At 57.6% G+C, this 22,224-nt stretch carries 19 protein-coding genes and 2 tRNA genes; 7 read left to right on the forward strand and 14 right to left on the reverse strand.

Translation table 11 applies throughout. The features are described 5' to 3' along the window. The first annotated feature begins 26 nt into the window (after positions 1-26). A complete protein-coding gene (locus ONZ54_RS16060) occupies positions 27-704 on the forward strand; it encodes a Crp/Fnr family transcriptional regulator (RefSeq protein WP_005312475.1) in 678 nt (225 codons plus the stop codon). Between the two features lie 67 nt (positions 705-771). Here ONZ54_RS16060 and tsgA read toward each other — a convergent pair whose 3' ends face one another. The 4 genes from tsgA to ONZ54_RS16080 all read right to left on the reverse strand — a co-directional run bounded on the left by tsgA (position 772) and on the right by ONZ54_RS16080 (position 4,199). After that, positions 772-1,935 (reverse strand): MFS transporter TsgA, encoded by a 1,164-nt coding sequence (gene tsgA, locus ONZ54_RS16065; RefSeq protein ID WP_271786654.1) that lies wholly within the window; start codon positions 1,933-1,935, stop codon positions 772-774. Between the two features lie 55 nt (positions 1,936-1,990). Beyond that, entirely contained in the window at positions 1,991-2,692 is a 702-nt protein-coding gene (gene deoD / locus ONZ54_RS16070; protein ID WP_005303072.1) for a purine-nucleoside phosphorylase, read from the reverse strand. Between the two features lie 331 nt (positions 2,693-3,023). Continuing rightward, positions 3,024-3,605, reverse strand: a complete 582-nt coding sequence (locus ONZ54_RS16075) for a DUF1349 domain-containing protein (protein WP_271786655.1) — start codon at positions 3,603-3,605, stop codon at positions 3,024-3,026. 225 nt (positions 3,606-3,830) lie between these two features. After that, positions 3,831-4,199, reverse strand: coding sequence for a hypothetical protein (locus tag ONZ54_RS16080; RefSeq protein WP_416995592.1), 369 nt, complete (start codon positions 4,197-4,199; stop codon positions 3,831-3,833). Positions 4,200-4,730: 531 nt separating this feature from the next. Here ONZ54_RS16080 and ONZ54_RS16085 point away from each other — a divergent pair. Then, positions 4,731-6,353, forward strand: coding sequence for a P-loop NTPase family protein (locus ONZ54_RS16085; RefSeq protein WP_271786656.1), 1,623 nt, complete (start codon positions 4,731-4,733; stop codon positions 6,351-6,353). A gap of 328 nt (positions 6,354-6,681) precedes the next feature. On the opposite strand, the gene ONZ54_RS16090 is transcribed toward ONZ54_RS16085, so the two are convergent. The 5 genes from ONZ54_RS16090 to ONZ54_RS16110 all read right to left on the reverse strand — a co-directional run bounded on the left by ONZ54_RS16090 (position 6,682) and on the right by ONZ54_RS16110 (position 12,873). Further along, positions 6,682-7,077, reverse strand: a complete 396-nt coding sequence (locus tag ONZ54_RS16090; RefSeq protein ID WP_271786657.1) for a YybH family protein — start codon at positions 7,075-7,077, stop codon at positions 6,682-6,684. Between the two features lie 94 nt (positions 7,078-7,171). Beyond that, positions 7,172-8,446 (reverse strand): threonine synthase, encoded by a 1,275-nt coding sequence (gene thrC / locus ONZ54_RS16095; RefSeq protein WP_271786658.1) that lies wholly within the window; start codon positions 8,444-8,446, stop codon positions 7,172-7,174. Beyond that, positions 8,443-9,435, reverse strand: coding sequence for a homoserine kinase (thrB, locus tag ONZ54_RS16100; protein ID WP_271786659.1), 993 nt, complete (start codon positions 9,433-9,435; stop codon positions 8,443-8,445). The genes thrC and thrB overlap by 4 nt, the downstream gene beginning before the upstream one ends. 2 nt (positions 9,436-9,437) lie before the next feature. Next, entirely contained in the window at positions 9,438-11,930 is a 2,493-nt protein-coding gene (thrA, locus tag ONZ54_RS16105; RefSeq protein WP_271786660.1) for a bifunctional aspartate kinase/homoserine dehydrogenase I, read from the reverse strand. Between the two features lie 250 nt (positions 11,931-12,180). Further along, positions 12,181-12,873 (reverse strand): tRNA/rRNA methyltransferase, encoded by a 693-nt coding sequence (locus tag ONZ54_RS16110; protein WP_005312418.1) that lies wholly within the window; start codon positions 12,871-12,873, stop codon positions 12,181-12,183. Positions 12,874-13,139: 266 nt separating this feature from the next. Here ONZ54_RS16110 and aceK point away from each other — a divergent pair, with 266 nt between their 5' ends. Further along, the gene (gene aceK / locus ONZ54_RS16115) at positions 13,140-14,867 is read left to right on the forward strand and encodes a bifunctional isocitrate dehydrogenase kinase/phosphatase (RefSeq protein WP_271786661.1); all 1,728 of its coding nucleotides are present in this window, start codon (positions 13,140-13,142) and stop codon (positions 14,865-14,867) included. Between the two features lie 171 nt (positions 14,868-15,038). On the opposite strand, the gene ONZ54_RS16120 is transcribed toward aceK, so the two are convergent. After that, positions 15,039-15,437, reverse strand: coding sequence for an META domain-containing protein (locus ONZ54_RS16120; protein ID WP_005312410.1), 399 nt, complete (start codon positions 15,435-15,437; stop codon positions 15,039-15,041). 172 nt (positions 15,438-15,609) lie between these two features. On the opposite strand from ONZ54_RS16120, the gene ONZ54_RS16125 reads away from it, so the two are divergent. After that, a complete protein-coding gene (locus ONZ54_RS16125; protein WP_058395661.1) occupies positions 15,610-16,086 on the forward strand; it encodes a hypothetical protein in 477 nt (158 codons plus the stop codon). A 4-nt stretch (positions 16,087-16,090) separates the two neighbouring features. Here ONZ54_RS16125 and ONZ54_RS16130 read toward each other — a convergent pair whose 3' ends face one another. Next, positions 16,091-16,570 (reverse strand): putative 4-hydroxy-4-methyl-2-oxoglutarate aldolase, encoded by a 480-nt coding sequence (locus tag ONZ54_RS16130; RefSeq protein ID WP_271788297.1) that lies wholly within the window; start codon positions 16,568-16,570, stop codon positions 16,091-16,093. 42 nt (positions 16,571-16,612) lie between these two features. Next, a complete protein-coding gene (locus ONZ54_RS16135) occupies positions 16,613-17,029 on the reverse strand; it encodes a DUF3293 domain-containing protein (protein ID WP_271786662.1) in 417 nt (138 codons plus the stop codon). Between the two features lie 376 nt (positions 17,030-17,405). Here ONZ54_RS16135 and arcA point away from each other — a divergent pair, with 376 nt between their 5' ends. Continuing rightward, positions 17,406-18,125: a two-component system response regulator ArcA gene (arcA, locus tag ONZ54_RS16140; RefSeq protein WP_005312398.1), complete on the forward strand. Its 720-nt coding sequence runs from the start codon at positions 17,406-17,408 to the stop codon at positions 18,123-18,125. 132 nt (positions 18,126-18,257) lie between these two features. Here the strand turns inward: arcA and ONZ54_RS16145 are convergent. Together ONZ54_RS16145 and ONZ54_RS16150 are read right to left on the reverse strand one after the other, a co-directional pair. Then, positions 18,258-18,332 (reverse strand) — tRNA-Gly (locus ONZ54_RS16145). A 99-nt stretch (positions 18,333-18,431) separates the two neighbouring features. After that, positions 18,432-18,505, reverse strand: a tRNA-Gly gene (locus ONZ54_RS16150). Positions 18,506-18,706: 201 nt separating this feature from the next. Here ONZ54_RS16150 and cydD point away from each other — a divergent pair. Together cydD and cydC are read left to right on the forward strand one after the other, a co-directional pair. Beyond that, entirely contained in the window at positions 18,707-20,476 is a 1,770-nt protein-coding gene (gene cydD / locus ONZ54_RS16155) for a heme ABC transporter permease/ATP-binding protein CydD (protein ID WP_271786663.1), read from the forward strand. After that, positions 20,469-22,214: a heme ABC transporter ATP-binding protein/permease CydC gene (gene cydC, locus ONZ54_RS16160; protein WP_271786664.1), complete on the forward strand. Its 1,746-nt coding sequence runs from the start codon at positions 20,469-20,471 to the stop codon at positions 22,212-22,214. The genes cydD and cydC overlap by 8 nt, the downstream gene beginning before the upstream one ends. The last annotated feature ends 10 nt before the right edge of the window (positions 22,215-22,224 follow it).

A 22,224-nucleotide genomic window follows, 5' to 3' on the forward strand; every position in this document is an offset into this window, starting at 1 on the left:
TTGTTTTCAGCAGGCGCGCGCACTTCATGCAACTCAAACCCCTTCTCAAGGGCCGCTTTCAGCCCCACTGGCAGGCCAGCCACGATCTGATCAAACAGGTGGTTGAATCCTGCATCACGGAGCGGCGCCTTATTTCCGAGGGAGAGCCCCTGATGCGTCAGGGGGAGCCGTTGCGGGATCTGGTGCTGGTGCCGAGCGGCCGCATTGCCATGGGCCACACCGCCATGAACGGCCGCCGCTTTCAGCTCGGCACCCTGGAGTGCGACAACCAGCTGTTTGGCGAGATGGAGTTCTTCACCGGCTATCGCTGCCAGCTCGACATCATGGCCGAGGAGCCCCTCGAAGTAGCTCGCATCGACGGCGAACGGCTTGAGCAGGCGCTGGTCGCCCACCCCAAGGTGGCGCTCTTCTTTGCCACGGCCATTGCCATCGACTATCAGGACACAGTGGATATCTTCACCTGCCGCATGCTCTACCCCATCAGCTACAACATCGCTCTCGATCTCTATCACAGCCACTGTCATGACAATCCGGTGAGCGGTTTCAGCAAGGGGTATCAGGAAGCGGAGCGTTTCGGTACAACTGACCGCGTCTACCGACGGGCGGTAAAGGAGCTGATGGACAAGGGATTGGTGGAACGCGGCGAGCAAGGGTTGCAGATCCGAGATCTGGCGGGGCTCAAGGGGTTTCTCGAACAGCCATAACCACCCAGCCCAACACAAAATAAAAAAGGGCGGTCGATACCGCCCCTCTTGTTATTCACTCTCCCACTCAGGCCAGACAGGGTTGGGGCCGGGCGATGCGCAGCGAGGCCACCAGCATGGCGAGGATCAGGCCGTAGATCATCGGGATGGCGTACATCACCGCCTGCAAGCCGATCACCTGCTCCAGCAGGGCGCTGATGGCCGGGCTGAACATGGCCCCCGCGCTGCCACTGATAAGGATATAGGAGACGTTCTTGCTCGATGCCTGGCGCACAAACGACACCCCGTAGGCGATAAAGGCGTTGTAGAGCGCGGCGCAGACAAAGCCGTAACCATAGGTGAGGTAAGGCAGCTGGCTCAGGTTGTCGGTGGTAACGATCAAGGTCGTCATCCCCATCGCCAGGGCGATGATCACCAAGAGAAAGGTGCGGATCGGAATGCGGGTGACTATGGCGGTCGAGACCAGGGCGCCGAGCAGGGCAGCCGTCCAGTACTGGGTAATGATGTTGCCCGCCTCCTCGAAGGGGATGCCGAACTTGTTCTTCACGAACATGGGCGCCCAGGTGAGGAAGGTGTAGAGCGCCAGCATGGCGAGAAAGAGCCCCAAGCCGCCGCTGATGATGCCAAGGTTCCACTCCGAGTGCTCGTTACCGGCGCTCTCGCCGCCCGCCTCGCAGGCCCTGAAGTTCGTCAGCACAGCCACCAGCATGGTGGCCAGCGCCACCACGCCCACCGCCAGATAGCTCCAGCTCCACGCCATGGCGTGGGTCAGGGTGTAAGTGGTGATGAGCGGGAAAACCACCCCGGCCACGTTGAAGGTGGCATCCTGCACCACCAGCATGGTGCTCTGCATCCGCTCCTTCCAGACGCTCACCACCAGGGTTCCCGCAATGCAGAGCCCCACCCCGCCACACAGACCAATCACCGTCATGGCCGCCATCACCACATAGAGCGAGCCGGTCAGATGGAGCGATGCCGCCGCCAGCGCGATCAGGCCATAGCAGAGCAGCGTCATCCGCTTGAGACCCACCTTCTCGATGAGGAAGAAGGCCGCGATAGTGCCCGCCAGCGCCCCGCCGTTAAGCAGGGAGAAGATGGAGGCCACCTGATTGACGTCGGCGCCAAACTTGGCGGCGATGGGTTCGATCAGCATGCCGAACTGGGTCGCAAAACCGGCCATCACGAAGTTGGCCAGGAAGCTGATGGCAGTGAGGGAGAGCTTATTGTTCATATTGGATCTCTCATAGGGGTCAGGGTGCGTGCAGGGTTGGTCGGGGCCGCGGCGCTTACAGCGCTGTGTGCAGCGCCAGCTCGATCATCTGGTTGAAGGAGAGTTGCCGCTCCTCTGCGGTAGTCTCTTCACCGGTCAGGCAGTGGTCGGAGACGGTCAGGATGGCGAGCGCCTCGATCCCCTGCTGATGGGCAAGCCCGTAGAGACCGGCCACCTCCATGTCGATGCCGAGCACGCCGAACTTCTCCAGCGCAGGAATGAGGTTTTCGTCCGGATCGTAATAGAGGTCACCAGTGAAGATATTGCCCACCTTGACCGGAATGGCCTTCTCCTGCGCCTTGGTAAACGCCTTGTGCAGCAGGGCGAAGTCGGCCGAGGTAGCCATCTGGTAACCGGCGCTGCGCTTGGCATTGGTGGGGGAATCTGTGCCTGCCGCCTGCGCCAGGATCACATCACGCATCTGCACGTGACGCTGGGTCGCCCCCAGACTGCCGATGCGGATGATGCGCTTGACCCCGAAGTCGTTCACCAGCTCGTGGGCGTAGAGCACCATGGAGGGGATCCCCATGCCGTGGCCCATCACAGAGATGCGCTGACCGTTGTAGTAGCCGGTGTAGCCCAGCATGTTACGCACATTGGTCACCTCGCGCGCATCGGTCAGAAAGGTCTCGGCGATATAGCGGGCCCGCAGCGGATCCCCCGGCATGATGACGGTCTCGGCGAAATCGCCTGGGTTGGCATTGATATGAGCGGTCATTGTTGTTGTGCTCCAGTTTGACTCGTGTGGATGAGCGCATCCTAGCCCCCGCCCGGCCTCCCCTTGCAGGACAAAAGTCCTGTTGCCCCGATCGAGATCCCAGTTCCGGCAACTTGTTGTCTGCTGCGTTGCGTGCCGCATGCTTTTCGACGTTGCTTGCTACGGCTTGCCCATCACAGTCACCCGCAATTCCTGACGCGCCGGACAACTGGCATAAAAAAGCGGGAGGGCGACTGCCCTCCCGCTCGATAGACCCTGCCACTGGCGCAACGGGTCAATGACATTGTTGGTTCTGCCGGTTGACGCTTTCACTGCGCCAACAAACGCTGGCCTAGCTCAGGTCATGCAGCGCCTTGCCCAGAGGCGGCGTGAGGCGCAAGTCAGAGAAGCGCACCGCCAGCCCCTGCCGCTCCGGGGTGCAGCACATCACCCCGATAAAGCAGCGCTCGCTTGGCGGGAACGGCGCGAGGCGCAGCAGCGGCCACACCTTGCCATCGGTGGAGTATTGCAGGCGCAGGCAATCGGCCAGCCGGGTCAGCCGCAGCCAGAAGCGGCGCGGATTGCCGGTGAAAATACCGGTGGCCCAGTCCGAGCGTGGATTGGTCAGCACGCTGCCGATCATCGGCTGGGCATCGTTGTACTCGATCCCCGCCTTGAGCCAGTGCGCGCCGTCTTGCAGCAGCATCAGCCCCGCCTGATCGTAGAGGGTGGTGAACTCCCCCTCGACACAGACCTGAAAGGTAAACTCCCCCGCCACCTCGCAGCCATAGAGATGCCCGCTGTGGCGCTCGAAGCCATACCAGGTGCTGCGCCAAAAATCGGTCTGCTGGTCTGTCACCACCTGCAAACCGTCGTCTGTCTGGTGCCACTCGGCCGGTTCATTGAGCCAGCGCCACGCCGTACCTTCCATCATCCTGCTCTGCTCCCTTTTATCCCGCGTAATCCCGCAAAAATGCGGCTCGCCAACGCCTCGTCCGGTAACGACAGGTCATGGCTGCGCCTCTGCGGAACCCATAAAAGGAGTCAATAGTGTCGCTATTGCACCCCCGATACAAGCCTGGTGCCCCGCGCCATCCGTCCCCCTAAAAAGCACGGGGGCCTGATGGCCCCCGCTAGCATGCACTGTCAACCTGTCGGCTTATGCCGATTTGACGCACTTCTGGACAAAGCTGTTCTTGGCCGCACCCGCCAGCTTCTTGTCAGCGGCCGCTTTCTCGCACTGGGCGGCCTTGTCGGTGGCCGCGTCGGTTTTTACGCACTTCTGGATAAAGCTGTTTTTGGCCGCGCCAGCCAGTTTCTTGTCGGCGGCCGCCTTTTCGCACTGGGCTGCCTTACCGTTGGCCGAGGCATCCTTGACGCACTTGCCGATAAAGCTGGTCTTGGCAGCGCCGTTCAGCTTCTTGGCCGCGGCCTGCGCCTCACACTCTTGCTGCGCCGCCGGGGTGGCGCTGTGGGCGACCCCCATACCGAACAAAAACATCGTCATCAGGATGGCAATGGATTTCATCTGACAAGCCCTCATCATTGATTTGATTGTGGTTCTGGCACCGAGGGAACAAGGCTCACCCGCCTCCCCCTTCCGATTGCACTATAGTCCCCCCGCCGGATAGGCACCAAAGTGACCACCACCATGCAAATTCCATTTGCCCCGCCTAATCGGCTTATTCAGACCGTCAATCGCACCCATTGACACTCAGTCACTACGTCCCAACTCTGTAGATTCCTGTGGTTAGCCGAAATCCATATGATCCCCATTCACAAAGAAGTGAGCTGGCGCAAAAAACGCATACTTTCCAGATGTTTGCATCACTTTCTGACTGGTTTATCGGTAAAGGGCAAGACTATGATGGCTATCGGTACCTATAGAACCATCCGAGGCCCCGCCCCGTTGGTCAATGGAGCATTTTGGAAGCTGTAATCCAGGGGCGGTAGCGTGGAGTTTGTCCGCCATTCTCAGGGTGCTTTGGGCGTAGGTTGGCACTGAACGAAGTTAAGCCCAACATACGATATAAATTTTGTTAATAAGGATCGTTGCTAGATGTCTACAGAACTTATCAAAGAACAAATTAAACGATTTCTATCTATGGATAAACCTGAAGTTCTAGCGATTAAAGGAGAATGGGGTGTTGGTAAGACCTATAGTTGGAAGCAATACATTGAAGAGTTTAAAAATCAATGCGCTTTAAAACATTACTCATATGTTTCTTTATTTGGGGTTGATTCGATTGATGACATTAAAAAATTAGTTCTCTTAAACTCAATCGATACCCACAAAATTGGACAACCACTAAATTTAAAATCTCGTAGTAAATCATTTGTAGACGCAATGCAGGCTATCAAGATCTCTGGTGTGAGTGTTGGCGATGTTCTTGGGTCTATTTCTCAGCTTGCAATGACAAAGACGATTATATGCTTTGATGACTTAGAGCGTCATAGCAAGGGGATCACAATTAAAGACTTCATGGGAATGGTTTCTTATTTTAAAGAGGAGAAGGATTGCAAAGTCATATTGCTCCTCAATGAGGAGGCTGGAGATAAAACTTTCGAAGATTACCGAAAGTACAAGGAAAAAATAGTAGACAAAGAGCTTCACTTTGAACCAACAGCAGATGAATGCTTTGACATAATGTATGCAGATGATTTCGAGTTTAGAGATTATGTCCGTGATTGTTGCATTGGTTTAAACATTAAAAATAAGAGAGTCATAACTAAAATTGTAGAGAGCGTTACAGAGTTCATAATGTTAGTAAAAGAATTTGGTGCCGAAATTAAAAAGCAGGTCATTCACACCACGGTTGTTCTTAGTTGGTGTTACTACTGCCACGGTTCAGATGAAGAAAACATCCCAGAATTCAGATTTGTTAAGCGTTTAGGTGTTAGAAAACAAGATGAAGGCAAAGGCTGGACTAAAGAAAAAACTACTCTCTGGAATCGAAATTTAAATACATACAACTATCTATTTACAGATGAAATAGATCTAGCTGTTGCTCGTGGCATTGAACAAGGCTTTCTTGATACTCGGACTCTAATACCTCTTTGCGATGCAAAGCAAAAAGAACTAGATATCAATAAAAAGAATGCGAAGTGGGACTATGCTTGGAAACTTTTTCATGGTTCGTTTAACAATAATGAAGATGAAATAGCAGAAGCATTTATTGATGGTATGAAAGATATTTCCGAAAGTGCTTCAGCTTCTCAATTCAGTTCGGGTTTAAAACTGCTACGCATTCTTGGAAAAGAAAAAGAAGCAGATGAATTGATAGATTTTTTTATTAAAGCAAAAAATGAAAATGTAGAGTATTTTAATGTAGATAGTATTTTTACATTTACAATTAATGATGATAAATTTAAAGAGACATTACGCGCTAAATATTTAGATATAAAGCCAGAACAAACCGTTCATGATATCTTGGAATTAAGACGCGGAGCAAACTCATACAATTCAAATGAATCTGCAATTTTAGCAAAGCTCACAGAAGACGAGATTTATACCCTCTTTATGAATTTTAGTGGAGAAGAACTTACGGGCAACATCAACGTTTTCAAGTTACTTTCAGGAAGTAGCCAAGACCTTGCTAAAAAAGTTAACAATGTTTTAGATAGAATTGAACACACTAGCGAACTAAATAAATACAGAATAGGTAAATTCAGAAGTGAATGAATGATTCTCCCTTCCATGCTCAACTTTCCCCACTCAGTACAGACTCTCACTTCATCCCACCCGTCTACAGGATTGAGACGCTACCAAGGCAAACAATGATGAATTGTCCCCTTACAGAGGTCAGCCATAAAAAAGGAGTCCGTGGACACTATAAATGACTGTGACAGCCGTGACCTCTGACAAGGGGAGTGCATCAGCAGGTTGTGATGGTCCACCATTCGGGGGAGTTGTATCGAGGCCAGCTCTGTGGTGCTGATTTATAACCAGGGCCACCCCGCCGACAGCCGGTCGAGCGGTAACTGATAGCTCAGACGCAGGCGGTAGGCACCTACACCTCCAGCAATGTCGTCCCATAAGAGTTATCTATCGTGCAGCGCCACTCCCCACAAGGATCCTTGCGAAACACATAGGTGGCGCGGCGGTTCTCGTCGATATGGCCGCCTTGCCCATCGGGATAGCGCAGTCGGGTCTCCATGATCACTAGGGCGTTATCGGCTCCCTCGATGACCTCCATGGCGCCCTGGGTGACCTCGAGCCGGCCCTGAAAATAGTCCGAGATGGCCCCGAAGGCGCGGCGGATGGCGGGGATGCCACGCACCACCATGCCGGGCTTGACCACCAGGGCGGCGTCCTCGGCGTAGAAGGCCATAAGGGCGTCGAAATCGCGCCGGGAGATGGTGGCGTCGCAGGTCTCGATGAGGGTACGAAGGGGGTGCTGACTCATCTTAACTCCTTATATGGGGCGGCTTGCCCGCCCTGTCACGGATAGAAAACAACAGATAGAAAAATCCCCCGAAGTCGGGGGATTGGCAGTCAACTTAACCGAGCAGGAAGGCCCTTAGGCGAGCAAACTCCGCTGGCAGGTTGTGGGACAAGAGCGGCAGTTCGGCGTGCTTAGCCAGCGGGCCGGGCAGCGGCACATCAAGACTCAGGATCTCGTCCACCGACTCCTTGAACTTGGCGGGATGGGCGGTGCAGAGGAAGACCCCAACTTCGTCCTCGGCCAGCTGTTCTCCCAGCAGATCCCAGGCAATGGCGCCGTGAGGCTCGCACAGGTAATCGAGCTGGTGCAGGCGTTTAAGGGCATCGCGGGTTTCGGCATCGCTGCGCATGCCAGAGCCCAAGGTCTCCAGCGCCCAGCCTTCGCGGCGGCAAAGCTCCTCTACTCTAGGCCAGTTGTTGGGGCGACTGACGTCCATGGCATTCGATAGAGTTGCCACTGTCTGGTGCGGCTCCCACTGACCGGTTTTGAGGTAGCGCGGCACTGTATCGTTGGCATTGGTGGCGGCGATAAAGCGCTTCACCGGCAGCCCCAGCGCCTTGGCAATCAGCCCCGCGGTCAGGTTGCCAAAGTTGCCGGACGGCACGCTGATGACCGCTTTGGCGCGGTCGGCTTTGGGCAACTGAGCCACTGCTTCGAAGTAGTAGCAAACCTGCGCCAGCAGACGGCTGATATTGATGGAGTTGGCGGAGTTGAGGCCAATCGCCTTTTTCAGCGCCGCGTCGTCGAAGGCATCTTTCACCAGCGCCTGACAGGCATCGAAGTCGCCATCGATGGCGATGGTGCGGATATTGCCGCCCAGGGTGCAGAAGAGTTTCTCCTGCAGCGGGCTGATCTTGCCCTTGGGGTAGAGAATGACCACCTCGATCCCTTCCAGCCCGTAGAAGGCGTGGGCCACGGCGGCGCCGGTGTCGCCGGAGGTGGCGGTCAATATGGTGATCTTGTCATTTGTTCTGAACGCGGCGAGGCACTGGGCCATAAAGCGGCCGCCAAAATCCTTGAATGCCAGGGTCGGGCCGTGGAACAGCTCAAGGGCATAAGTGCCATCTTTCAATTTGACCAGCGGCGCCGGGAAGGTGAAGGCGGCGTTGATCAGTTCGCTCACCTTGGCAGCGGGCACTTCATCCCCCAGCAGGTGGCTGATGATGCGGGCAGAGCGTTCGGCCAGCGGCAGATCCAGCAGGGCATCCACATCGGCCAGGGGCGCGATAGTTTCGGGGAAGAAGAGCCCCTGATCGCGACCCAGCCCCTGACGCACCGCCTGCGCGAAGCTCACCTGTTCACTCTTGTCCTTGATATTGTAAAGATTCATAGCTCGCTTCCTGTTACCCGTGCCCCGGCCATGTCCAGTTTGCAGACCCGGGCAAATCCATCTTCGTTCTGCACAAAATGTGCGTCCATCCAATCCTTCATCCGCTCGGCCTGGGCCAGATCCTTCATCACTACGAAGACGCTGGGGCCCGAGCCGGAGATGCCGGTGGCCAGCGCCCCGTTCTGGGCCGCCTGGGCCCGCACCTCGTTAAAGCCTTCAATGAGCGCCGCGCGGTAGGGCTCGGCAATCACATCTTTCAGCACGCTCGCGGCCAATCCCTCCTGCCCTGTGTAGCTGGCATGAACAAAGGCAGCCAAGCGACGACCGTAGGTGAGGCAATCCTGACGGCGATATTGGGCGGGCAGGATGGCGCGGGCGGCGGCGGTGGAGACCACTGTGCCCGGGTAGCAGACCACCCAGTACCACTGCTCGAACACCGGAATGCCCTGACTGATGACGCCGTGCTCTTCCAGCACCAGCTGCATGCCGCCCAGATAACAGGGAGCCACGTTGTCGTAGTGCACCGAGCCGGAGATGCGCCCTTCCATCTCCCCCATCAGCAGCAGCATGTCGTGCTCATTAAGCGGCTCTCCGTGGAAGGCGTTGAGCCCCTCCAGCGCGGCCACCACGCTACAGGCGCTGGAACCCAGACCCGAGCCCACCGGCAGGTTCTTCTCCAGCACCATTTCGAGCGGCTGCATGGTAAGACCACGCTTCTCCAGCGCCTCGCCATAGGCCACCCAGCAGTCGTAGAGGATGTTCTTTTTCGGATCGTCCGGCAACTTGTGGGCATAACGGCCCACGGAAGAGAGGGCAAACGCTACGTCAGCCGCTTTCACCTGCACTCGATCGCCGAGCAGAGATCCATCCACGGGGGCGAGCGCCGCCCCCAGTACATCGAATCCCACGCTCAGGTTGGCGCTGGAGGCGGGCGCGTAGGCAACCACGCTACCGCCTGCTGCCATATAGGGGTTCATCTCTGAACTCATGGTTATAACTCCTGCTTCCAGTTCTGGGTGCGCAGCACGTCGGCAAAGACGCCAGCGGCAGTCACTTCGGTACCGGCGCCATAGCCACGCAGCACCAGCGGGATCGGCTGGTAGTAGGTGGAGAAGAAGGCGAGCGCGTTCTCCCCGTCTTTCACCTTGAACAGGGGCTCGTCGGCACCGACCGCCTTGATGGCGACCTTGCACTTGCCACCTTCAATCGACCCCACATAGCGCAGCACCTTGCCCTCACGCTGGGCCGCGGCGAACTGGTCGCGGAACCAGCCATCGGCTTCGGGCAGGCGGGCCATAAAGGCTTCCACATCGCCGCTGACGTCAAAGCCAGGCGGCAGTGCCTGCTCCACTTCCACATCGGAGAGCTCCAGCGCCATGCCGGCCTCGCGGGCCAGAATGAGCAGCTTGCGCGCCACATCCATGCCGTTGAGATCGTCGCGGGGATCCGGCTCGGTAAAGCCGTTTCCGCGAGCGATTTTGGTCGCCTCGGAGAAAGCCATGCCCTCATCCAGCTTGCCGAAGATGAAGGAGAGCGACCCGGACAGAACGCCATCAAAGGCGCGCAGCTTGTCACCGGCCTTGATCAGGTTCTGCAGGTTCTCGATGACCGGCAGACCAGCGCCGACGTTGGTTTCGTACAGGAACTTGCGGCGAGTCTGGCGAGCGGTGCGGCGCAGCGCCTTGTAGTAATCGAGCGACCCTGTGTTGGCCTTCTTGTTCGGGGTGACCACATGGAAACCGGCGGCCAGGAAGTCGGCGTACTGGACGGCGACCGCCTCGCTCGAGGTGCAATCGACGATCACCGGGTTGATGAGGTGGCTCTCTTCCACCAGCTTTTGCACCGCTTCCAGGCTGAAGCTGTCACGGGCTTCCACCAGCTGTTCACGCCAGTTGACCAGCGTCAGGCCATCCTTGTTGACCGCCATCTGGCGGCTGTTGGCAATGCCGACCACCCGCAGACCAGTACCCTGCTCGGCCAATACCGGTTGCTGGCGGGCAATCTGATCCACCAGGGCTGCGCCAACGCCGCCGACACCGACCACGAAGAGGTCGATGAACTGCTGGCTGCCGAAGAAGTTCTGATGGCAGGCCTTGATGGCTTCCGCAACCTTGCGATCCCGCACCACGGCGGAGATGGAGCGCTCGCTCGACCCTTGCGCGATGGCGACGATATTAATGGAGGCTTGCGCCAGGGAGGTGAAGAAGCGCGCCGCCATCCCCTTGCTGGTACGCATGCCGTCACCGATGAGGGAGATGATCGCCAGATCGCTGATGATATCCAGTGGCTCCAGCAGCTGGTTCTTGAATTCAAGCTCGAACTCGCGCTCCAGCACTTTGCGGGTCTTCTCCTGGTCATAGCTGTGGATACAGAAGCTGACGCTGTACTCGGAGGATGACTGGGTGATGAGGACGATACTGACCCCGGCGCGGGAGACGGCGGAGAAGATGCGGCCGGCCATGCCCACCATGCCCTTCATGCCGGGGCCGGAGACGTTGAACATGCACATGCCGGAGAGATCCGAGATGGCTTTTACCTTCAGGTCATCATCCCCCTGCTCGACGCCGATCAAGGTGCCCGGCCCCTGCGGGTTGAAGCTGTTCTTGATGAGGCAGGGAATGTGGAACTGGGCCACGGGGGCGATGGTTTTCGGGTGCAGTACCTTGGCACCGAAGTAGGAGAGCTCCATCGCCTCCTTGTAGGAGAGGGTTTTCAGCAGATAGGCATCCGGCACCAGACGTGGATCGCAGTTGTAGCAGCCCTCGACATCGGTCCAGATCTCGCAGCATTCGGCATCGACGCAGGCGGCCAGCACGGCGGCGGAGTAATCCGACCCGTTACGGCCGAGCAGCACGGTTTCGCCCTTGTCGCTGCCACCGGTGAAGCCCGGCATCAGGTAGAGGCATGACGCTTTTCCAGCGGGGCTCTGCCCCTCTACCGCTGGACGCAGCCCCTTGGCGGCGAAGCGCAGGCGGGAGGCTTCGATGTCGACGTGAGCCTCCAGATAACCGCCGTCGGTCACCAGCAGTTGCTCCGGCACTATGATATCCAGCTCGAGGCCGCGTACCCGCAGCAGCTCGTGCATGAAGGCGATGGAGAGGTTCTCGCCCCGGCTCAGGATGCGGGCCTGCACGTTGTCCGGGCAGAGGCCCAGCAGCCGTATGCCCTGCATCAGTCGCTCGACCTGATCCAGCTCGGCAGTGAGACGGGCCAGCAGCGCCTTGTCATCCAGCGCCGGATAGGCTGCCTTCAATCCGGCCAGCAGGTGGGAGAAGATGCCGTTGATTTCAAACAGGGTGGAACTGGCATCCATGCCGCGACTGGTCTGCTCCACCAGGGCGACCAGGTGATTGGTCACCTTGGCCGGTGCCGACAACACCAGGGCAACCTGGGATTGGCCGTGGGTATTGACCGCGATATCCGCTACCCGTAAAAAACGCTCTGCATCGGCCAGTGACGACCCGCCAAACTTCAACACTCTCATCGCTTTCTCTCCCTGTAAATCTATGAAATTCAATCTAAAAACCAATCCAACAAAAAGGCCCGTACTGGGTGGGTACGGGCCTTTTCTGATTTCTGTGCTTGTTCGTCAGCGCATCAACCGGCCCCAGTGCCACCTGTGGTGGTACCGGTAATAATGGTGGTGGTGATGACGTTGGTGAATAACTGCATGACGAACACTCTTGAACGAAGCTGGCTTTTAGCAATACCGCGGCTGGCCTTGGGCTGTCAACTTAAACCTCTTTGCCAAATCGGCGAGCAAGGTCTTTGCAGAGCAGATGCAGCATGTTCAAATCCCGCTGCGGCAGCATGGGCACTCGGTCCATCACCCATTGATGCAGTTTTTCATCCTGTGAAACTCCGAGTTCACCAAGTATTTCTGCTGTTTTGTGTTTCAGTACGCGAACCTGTCCGACGCTATCAAAATTTTCTGCTACGGCTTGCGGCTCATCCAGCAACTGGCTCATCTCGTAGGCATACAGCATGATCGCCTGCCCCAGATTCAGGGACGGGTAGCTCACCTTGAGGGGCAGGTAGCTCAGCAAATCCGCATGGGCCAGCTGCTCATTGGAAAGGCCGGACTCTTCACAACCAAACACGATGGCGACTTTGTTGAGAGACGGCTTGGCACGGATTTGATCGCGAATTTCCCCCGGGGTGAGGTAGTGCTGATAGCGGCCGCGCTGACGGGCCGTAGTGGCGATCACCAGATCCATGTCGGCCAGCGCCTCTGGCAAGGTGTCGAACGCCTCGGCCTGGGTCAAAATCTCCTGCGCCCCATGGGCCACCCAACTCGCCTCCTCCTCTTCGTGTACCCGGCTCGCCACCAGTCGCATGGCATCGAAGCCCATGGTTTTCATGGCGCGGGCAGCGGCCCCGACATTGGGTGCCCGGGCAGGTGCCACCAGTACAAAATAGAGCTTCATTGGGTTTCCTCTTGGGCTGGGCCGACATCTGAAACAGGCTGCAAACCGTCGGCAAAACAGGGGCGCAATCTACCGTTTATCCCCAAAAATTGCCACTTGAACAGATGTTTGAATGTTGCCATAGTGGCCAGACGTGTGAACAAACTGCCAGCCATTCTCGGCATGAATGCCGTGAGTGATTGAGCGCTTGCAGGGCAAGGACAGGACGACAGACCAGCCCCGGACTCAGCCGCCATACCGGCCGACACATCACAAGGAAGAGAGAGATGCAGCAGCCATTGGAACAGGCCGTCGCCGAGACGATCTTGCAACGCTTCGAGTCGTTTTACAGCCGGTTTCTCGAAATAACCCAGGGCAGCAAGAGCCGCTTCGAAAACAGTGACTGGCTGGGAGTACAGCTCGCCGGGCGCGAGCGCATTCGCCTCTATGATCACCACGTCGGCGCCACCACGGCCCTGATCAAGCAGATGATGGGGGAGCATCACGCCACTCAGGAGCTGCTCAAGCGGGTAAAGGGCGCCTTCAGCGATCTGCTGCCCTGTTGTGACAACTTCGAGGTGGCGGAGTCCTTCTTCAACTCCGTCTATCGCCGCATCTTCCGCCATCGCAACATTCGCGACGAGAACCTCTACATCCATCCCTTTCGCAGCCGAGGGGAGCATCCCGACTTGAGCGCCCTGCTGCGGGTCTATCGCACTGACCTAACCCATCTGCCCCAGACCCTGAGCCAGATGCTGGGGGATTACAGCTTCACCCTCCCCTATGAGGACAAGCAGCGCGACATTGTCGACATCCACCGCCATCTTGCCGAGAACGGCCCGCATATCCTGCATGAGGAGCCCTTCGCCATCGAGCTGCTCAAAGAGGTGTTCTACCGCAACAAGGGCGCCTATCTGGTGGGACTTATTCGGGTGAAGGGGCAGGTGTTCCCCTTCATTCTGCCGCTGCTCAGCACAGGCCAGAGCATCTATGTGGATACCGTCATCTTCGAACCAGAGCTGGCCTCCATCGTGTTCGGCTTCGCCCGCGCCTACTTCATGGTCTACGCCCCAGTGCCGGCGCTGTTTGTGGTGTTTTTACGCCAGATCATGCCCCACAAGCCCGATTATGAGATCTACAACGCCATCGGCTGCCAGAAGCACGGCAAGACTGAACTCTATCGTCACTACCAGCAACACCTGGCCCAGAGCCGGGAACAATTTGTCATCGCCCCCGGCATCAAGGGGATGGTGATGAGCGTGTTCACGCTCCCCTCCTACGACGTTGTGTTCAAGGTGATAAAAGACGAGTTTACCCCCCCTAAGGATGTGAGTCACGAGCAGGTGCGGGCGAAATACAGACTGGTAAAACAGCACGATCGGGTGGGCCGCATGGCCGATACCCAGGAGTTCACCAACTTCGAGTTTCCCCTGGATCGCATCTCGCCCGAGCTCCTGGCAGAGCTCAAGACGGTGGCGCCCTCGGCGCTTACCATCACCAGTGACAAGCTGGTGATCAAGCACCTCTACACAGAGCGCAAGATGATCCCCCTCAACCTCTATCTGGACAAGGCGGACGAGCAGCAGACCCGGCTCGCGCTGGAGGAGTACGGCAACGCCATCAAGCAGCTGGCGGCGGCCAACATCTTTCCCGGCGACATGCTGTTCAAGAACTTCGGCGTCACCCGTCACGGCCGGGTGGTCTTCTACGACTACGACGAGATCTGCTACATGACGGAGTGCAACTTCCGCCAGATCCCGCCCCCCCGCTACCCGGAAGATGAATGGAGCGCCGAGCCCTGGTATTCGGTGGCCCCCAACGACATCTTCCCCGAGGAGTTCGCCACCTTCCTGCTGCAAAAGCCCCAGGTGCGGGAGATCATGATGCAGCTGCACAAGGAGATGTTCGACGCCAACTACTGGAAGATGCTGCAGAGCAACATCAAGGTGGGGGTGTTCGAGGATGTCTATCCCTATCGACGCAAGAAGCGCTTCAAGTTCCAGCGAGGGGGATGAAGAGGCGAGCCTCGCCTTGCTGCCAACTTGGGATGCAATGCATCTTGCGACGACAGAACCGGGAGTCTTGCCACAACGCTATGGCACAGTATTGAAAAAGGGACGCTGCGGCGTCCCTTTTTGATGGCAGCTGCCGGCTCACGCTACGACAACCCCTGACAGAAATATCAGTTATTTGGCCGCAGGCATGGCATCGAAAGTGAGCAGTGCAACCTTGTTGGCATCGCTCAGCACCAGCTGCTTGCCGCTTACCTTGAAGGTCGCCACCTTCTCAAGTTGCTGCAGATAGATCATCTCTTTGCCCGCCAGATCACCCGGGCACATCATGCGGGTCGAGCCCATGGCACCCAGCGTCAATACGCCGTCACCCTGCTGGGTGATACCGCCAAAATAGCGGTTGCAGCCGCCCTTGCCCGCCACCTTGTCACCCGCTACTTGCAGGGTGAAGGTATCATCGCTCGCACCTTGCAGTTGCCAGGTGGACGCTTGCAGCGCAGCCAGATTGGAACCAGTGGTCATGGCGCAGCCTCCCAGAGCCAATGCGGCCAGCAGGGTCAGTTTCTTGTTCATGGGTTCACCTCTTGATATAAGCGAAATAGGGGAAGGAACGTGATGATGGTGGCCTGTTTATCACGAGACCGAGGCAGATTAAAACTCTTTTATTGTGATCTCCGTTCCCTTTACTACCAACTGGCATGTGCCATGCTTGTATTCCTGTTCCGGACCCAGGGAGGGGAAAAGAATGGTTAAATCACTCATCGTCACACTGGTTTCATGCTTAAGCCTCAACGCTCAGGCCGCCGACTGGGATTTTCTCAAGAGCGAGGCTGACAGCCAGCTCTACGTCAAAAGCTACTCAGGCGTGCTGCTCGACAGCCAGACTCATCACAGCGACAGTTTCGACCTCTGGCTCATCAACACCGGCTATCAATATCCGATCATGGATGACGTCAGTCTCTACATGGAAGCAGGCCCGGCCATAGGCCCGCACAGCGAACAGTCCGGCTACAACCTGAGCTCTGGGGTGCGCTACCAGTTTTCCCCCACATTGAACATCGGCAGCCAGCTCAAACAGCTGGAAGTGCACAAGGCCAGCACACTGCTGGAGCTCAACACCAGCCTGCTGCTTACACCGCAGCTTGCCATCACGGCCAACTACGGCGTGAGTGCATTCAGTACTGAGCACTCCCTCAGCCTGGGCGTAGGCTTCAACTTCTGACCGATCAGATAAGCCGGGTGGCACTGACCAGTACGCCGTTGAGATCGGCGTAAACATAGTCACCCGGATGTATGGTCACACCGGCAAACGACACCACGGCATCCAGCTCTCCCTGCCCCAGCTTCTCTGTTTTGACCGGGCAGGCTGCCAACGCCTTGACTCCCAGCGCCAGGGTTGCCAGTGTCCCCACATCGCGCACAGCGCCAAAGATCACTATTCCCTCCCAACCCTGCTCCGCCGCCTTGATGGCCAGCTGATCGCCGAGCAGGGCGCGGCGCAACGAGCCGCCGCCATCAATCACCATCACCCTCCCCTGACCGGGACGGTTGACCAGCTCTCGCACCAGGCTGTTGTCTTCATAACAGGAAAGCGTGACCGCCTGGCCATAAAACAGCGGCTTGCCACCAAAATCGTGAAACAGTGGATCGGCGACTTGCAGGGTATCGCCGTGTTGATCGCAGAGGTCGGGCAGTAGATCCAGCATCATAAGCTTCCTTCCATGGACATGAATTCGCTCATTCTTTCATCAAGCCGTTGATCTGACAATCCAGTGGGATTCAATTTTGCCCAAATGGAGTAGCTCGCCTTTCATCAGCACGGGCTGCAACCAGAGCTCGCCCTGCTCCACCCAATAGATGGCGTTCTGGCCGAAACGCGCTGCCAAGTCGATGGCCTCAGCACGAGAAGAAGCCAGCGCCAGCGATGATTCACGCCAACTTGCATCAGGAGCACTGTCCCACAATGGCCCCAGCGCCATCATGGTGGGAGACGCAGCGATGGCCCGCCACAGGGCGCGCTGACGGCGGGTATTGCGACGCATTCCTACCTCGCGGCTGGCAGGATTCCAGGCCGTCACAATGGCATAAACAGGCCATTGAGGTGCCAAAAATGGTGCAATAAAACAAATTTTTTTGTAGTTTTCCCACAAAATCATGTCAACCACATGTTACATTCCATTACATTTTATAAGGGCGAAAATGGGGGTAACCCCAAGTATCATGCTGTGAACTCAGGGTTTGACCTATATCAATCCAGAGTTAAAAAGTTGCTATCTGACGGCAAAGAGTGTTGTTATGCGCCTGTTAACTGATAAAATGCAGCCACTTTTGTAATGGACTACCTTTCCAGGCTTCTCTCGATCAGACTTGTTGAGAGCCCACGTGTGGCACAGGGATGTTTGCCGACGCTGATGCCAAATTCGCGATAATCCGACCTGACATTCATACCCAGGATGACGTAATAAATTTTCAGGACCGGTCGGGTAACGCCAAAGAGTGTTAAAATTTAGATAACTAACTGATAAGAATCTGGGAATACTCATGCAAACACCACACATTCTGATCGTCGAAGACGAACTGGTCACCCGCAATACCCTGAAAAGCATCTTCGAGGCCGAAGGCTACGTTGTACTCGAGGCCAATAATGGCGACGAGATGCATCAAGCCCTCACTGCCCACACCATCAATCTGGTGATCATGGACATCAACCTGCCGGGCAAAAATGGCCTGCTGCTGGCGCGCGAGCTGCGTGAAGATGACAACATCGCCCTGATGTTCCTGACCGGTCGTGACAATGAAGTGGACAAGATCCTGGGTCTGGAAATCGGCGCCGATGATTACATCACCAAGCCGTTCAATCCCCGTGAATTGACCATTCGTGCCCGCAACCTGCTGAGCCGCACCATGAATGTGGCCGCTGGCGGAGAAGAGAAGAAGCTGGTTGAGCGCTACCTGTTCAACGGCTGGGCACTGGACATCAACAGCCGCGCACTGGTCAGCCCGGCTGGCGACATGTTCAAGCTGCCCCGTTCAGAATTCCGTGCCATGCTGCACTTCTGCGAAAACCCGGGCCAGATCCAGACCCGTGCAGAACTGCTCAAGAAGATGACAGGTCGTGAGCTCAAGCCCCATGACCGCACTGTGGATGTCACCATCCGCCGCATTCGCAAGCACTTCGAGAGCGTCAACGACACACCGGAAATCATCGCTACCATCCATGGCGAAGGCTACCGTTTCTGTGGCGAGCTGGAGCAGGAATAAGCCCGTTTCGTCATTGCAGAGTGAGTTTACGAGGCGCCCATGGCGCCTTTTCTCTGCCTGATGTTTGCCATTATCCAGCGCAAACACAAAACAAAAAGCCCACTCGCAGGAGTGGGCTTTTTGCATGAAAGCTGGAGCGGGCAGCGGGAATCGAACCCGCATCATCAGCTTGGAAGGCTGAGGTAATAGCCATTATACGATGCCCGCAGGACATCAAAATCAAGTGCGAGATGGGAGTTCAACCCCTTGCAATCAGCCTGTGGGCTTGTGCAGTTACCGCATTGATGCAGGCTTTGCATCTAAATTTGGAGCGGGTGATGGGAATCGAACCCACGTATGCAGCTTGGGAAGCTACCGTTCTACCATTGAACTACACCCGCGTCAGGGCCTCTACTATATGCATTTTGCCGCTGAGCGCAATCACCGCAATGGTATTTTTTACCATAAATCAAGCTGTTCGACCAACTAATGAGCAGCAAGGTGTTTTTTCAATCAAACATTTTCAACACCAGAAATTTACAAGGTTGCCAAGCCTGAGGGGCGAGGATAGTCTTGCGCCACTCGACGCGAGGATGGTGGTAATGGATAAAAAAACTCAAAAACGTCTTTATGGCTGGTTGCGCAACCAATCGAGCCACGGCCGACGCTGGATCGGTCTCTCCATAGGCTTTGGCCTTGGTCAGGGCATCTTGATGGTCGCCCAGGCCTGGCTGCTGGCGACCCTGTTGCATGGCTTCATCATCGAGGGGGCAACCCCGGAGCAATCCATTCCTCTCTTTATTACCCTGCTGCTGGTCACCCTGATCAAGGCCACTTTGGCCTATGGCCGCGAGGTTGCCAGTTTCAAGGCGGGCAGCGCTGTGCGCCAGGCCATTCGCGAGCTTGTGCTCACTCGCCTCAGCCGTCTCGGTCCTGCCTATATACAGCGCCGCCCTGCCGGTAGCTGGGCCAGCCTCTTGCTGGAACAGATTGAAAATATGCAGGATTTCTTCTCCCGCTATCTGCCGCAGATGGCCATTGCCGTCTTTATTCCGCTGGTGATCCTGGTGGCCGTGTTCCCGGTCAACTGGGCGGCTGGCCTGATCCTGCTGGGCACAGCCCCCCTCATTCCCTTCTTCATGATCCTGGTGGGTGTGGGCGCCGCCGATGCCAACCGCCGCAATTTCCAGGCACTGGCCCGTCTCTCCGGCCACTTTCTCGATCGCCTCAAGGGCTTGCGTACCCTGCAACTCTTCATGCGCACCCGAGCGGAGGGTGACGCCATTCGCGACGCGTCGGAAGATTTTCGCGAGCGAACCATGGAGGTGCTCCGTCTGGCGTTTCTGAGTACCGCCGTACTGGAGTTCTTCGCCGCCCTCTCGGTGGCGCTGGTCGCGGTCTATTTTGGCTTTTCCTACATAGATCATCTGAATTTTGGCCACTATGGCACCAAGGTCACCCTGTTTACCGGCCTGTTCGTGCTGTTCCTCGCCCCCGAATTCTATGCCCCGCTGCGCGAGCTGGGCGCTCACTACCATGCCAAAGCGCAAGCCATAGGCGCGGCCGAACAGTTGCTGGAATTCCTCGAAGCCGAGGTCAGCGAGCCCGCCTCCGGCAATGCCTCCTTTCATGCCGACAGCCCCGTCAAGGTAGAAGCCCGTGCCCTGGAGGTGCTGAGCGCCGAAGGCAAGGTGCTGGTCGGCCCCATCGACTTCACGCTGGCAGCCGGTTCACGCACGGCACTGATCGGGATCAGCGGCGCGGGCAAGAGCTCGCTGGTCAATGCCCTGCTCGGCTTTGCTCCCTATCGTGGTGAGCTCAAGGTCAACGGGCAGGAGCTTGCCAGTCTCGACATGAGTCAGTGGCGACTGCAACTGGGCTGGCTCTCCCAGAATCCCCAGCTGTTTCACGCCTCCTTGCGCGACAACCTGCTGCTGGCCAAGCCATCTGCCAGCGACGCCGAGCTGGAAGATGCCCTCAAGCGGGCTCAGGCCTGGGAGTTTGCCATGGAGAAGGGACTCGACTATCCGGTCGGTGATCAGGCTGGCGGTCTCTCGGTCGGTCAGGCACAGCGTCTCGCCCTGGCACGCACCCTGCTCAAATCGACCCAGTTGATGGTACTGGATGAACCCACCGCCAGCCTGGATCGCCACTCGGAGCGCGCCATCATGACCACGCTGGAACAGGCGACGGCAGGTCAAACTCTGCTGATGATCACTCACCGCCTGGATGAACTCACCAAGATGGATAACATCTTGGTGCTGGCCCGTGGCCAACTGGTGGAGCAAGGCAGCTTCCAGCAACTGAGCCAAGCCCAGGGGGCTTTCGCCCATCTGTTGTCCCATCGTTCCGGGAGTTCTCTCGATGACTGATCTATTACCGTTTCTACGCCTCTATCGTCAGCACTGGTTGAGTCTCTCGCTGGGCCTGCTGCTGGCACTGGTCACCCTGGTGGCGGGGATGGGGCTCTTGTCCCTCTCCGGCTGGTTCCTCTCCGCCGCGGCAGTGGCGGGAATGGCGGTCGCCAGCCGCGATACCTTCAACTACATGACACCGGCTGGCGGGGTGCGTTTCTTCTCCATCATCCGCACCGCAGGTCGTTGGGGTGAGCGGGTGGTGAGCCATGACGCTACCTTCCGGGTACTGACCCGGCTGCGAGTCTGGTTCTGGCAAAAGCTCTCGCCACTCTCCACCGGCACCCTGGCCGGTTTTCGTCAGGCAGATCTGCTCAACCGGCTGGTGGCCGACATCGATGCGATGGATCACGTCTATCTGCGGCTGGTCACTCCCATAGGCGCGGCCCTGCTCAGTTGCACCGGACTGGTCATATTCCTCTCCTTCTTCGATGGCGGCCTCGCCCTGACTCTGGGCGCCATACTGCTGTTTGGCATGATTGCCCTGCCGTTGGTCTTCTACTACCTCGGTCGCCAACCCGGTCGTCGGCTTATCGCCGAGAAATCGTCCATGCGCACCCGCATGGTGGACTATCTGGACGGTCAGGCCGAACTGCAGATGTTTGCCGCAGCCCCCAAGGCGCTCAGCGAGCTGCAACAGGCGGAACAGGCCCTGCTGACGGCACAGGCCCGTATGGCCAGGGTGAGCGGACTGGCCAATGCCAGCGTGCAGCTCTTGAGCGGCTGGACACTCACCCTGATGCTCTGGCTGGCCGGTCATGGTGTGGCGGGTGCGGCGCCTGATCCCATCACGGCGCTGATGGTGTTCGCCACCCTGGCAAGCTTCGAGGCCCTGCTGCCGCTGGCGGGGGCTTTCCAGCACCTCTCCACCAGCCTCACCTCGGCTCGCCGCCTCAACGAGATCCTGCAGGAGGCCAAGGCCCCCGAGTGGGGGAACGAGCAGCAGCATGCCAAAGAGGGCGTCTTGCAGATAAGCGATCTCTATTTCGGCTATCCCGGCAACCCGCATCCCGTGCTGCGTGGCTGTACCCTGCAACTGCAGGCGGGTGAGAAACTGACTCTGCTGGGCCAGACTGGCTGTGGCAAGTCCACCCTGATGGGATTGCTGACCCGTGAATGGAGCCCGCAGGCTGGCAAGATCCTGCTCGATGGCAAGCCGTTGACGGACTACAGCGAAGGGGCGCTACGCGCGTCTCTCTCTGTGGTGAGCCAGCGGGTTCATCTGTTTGCCGCCACCTTGCGTGACAACCTGAAACTGGCCGCCCCCGGGGCCAGCGATGAGCAGCTGACCGAGGTGCTGAGCCAGGTCGGTCTGGCACATCTGCTGGAGGATGAGGCAGGCCACAGCGATACCGGGTTGAATGCCTGGCTCGGAGATGGCGGTCGGCCCCTCTCGGGTGGCGAGCGACGCCGTATCGGTATCGCCCGCGCCCTGTTGCACGATGCACCGCTCTGGCTGCTGGATGAACCGACCGAGGGCCTCGACAGCCAGACCGAGCGGGAGATCATGGATCTGCTGTTCAAGCTGGGAGCGGATCGCACCCTGCTGCTCATCTCCCACCGCTTGCTGGGGTTGGAGCAAATGGACCGTATTGCCCTGATGGAAGAGGGGCAGATCCGACTGTGTGCGCCTCATCATGATCTGCTGGCTGACGACTACTATCGCAGCCTCTATGAGCGGCTGACACCGGCTTGAGAATGAAAGA

Source organism: Aeromonas salmonicida, assembly GCF_028355655.1.
Classification (GTDB): Bacteria; Pseudomonadota; Gammaproteobacteria; order Enterobacterales; family Aeromonadaceae; genus Aeromonas; species Aeromonas salmonicida.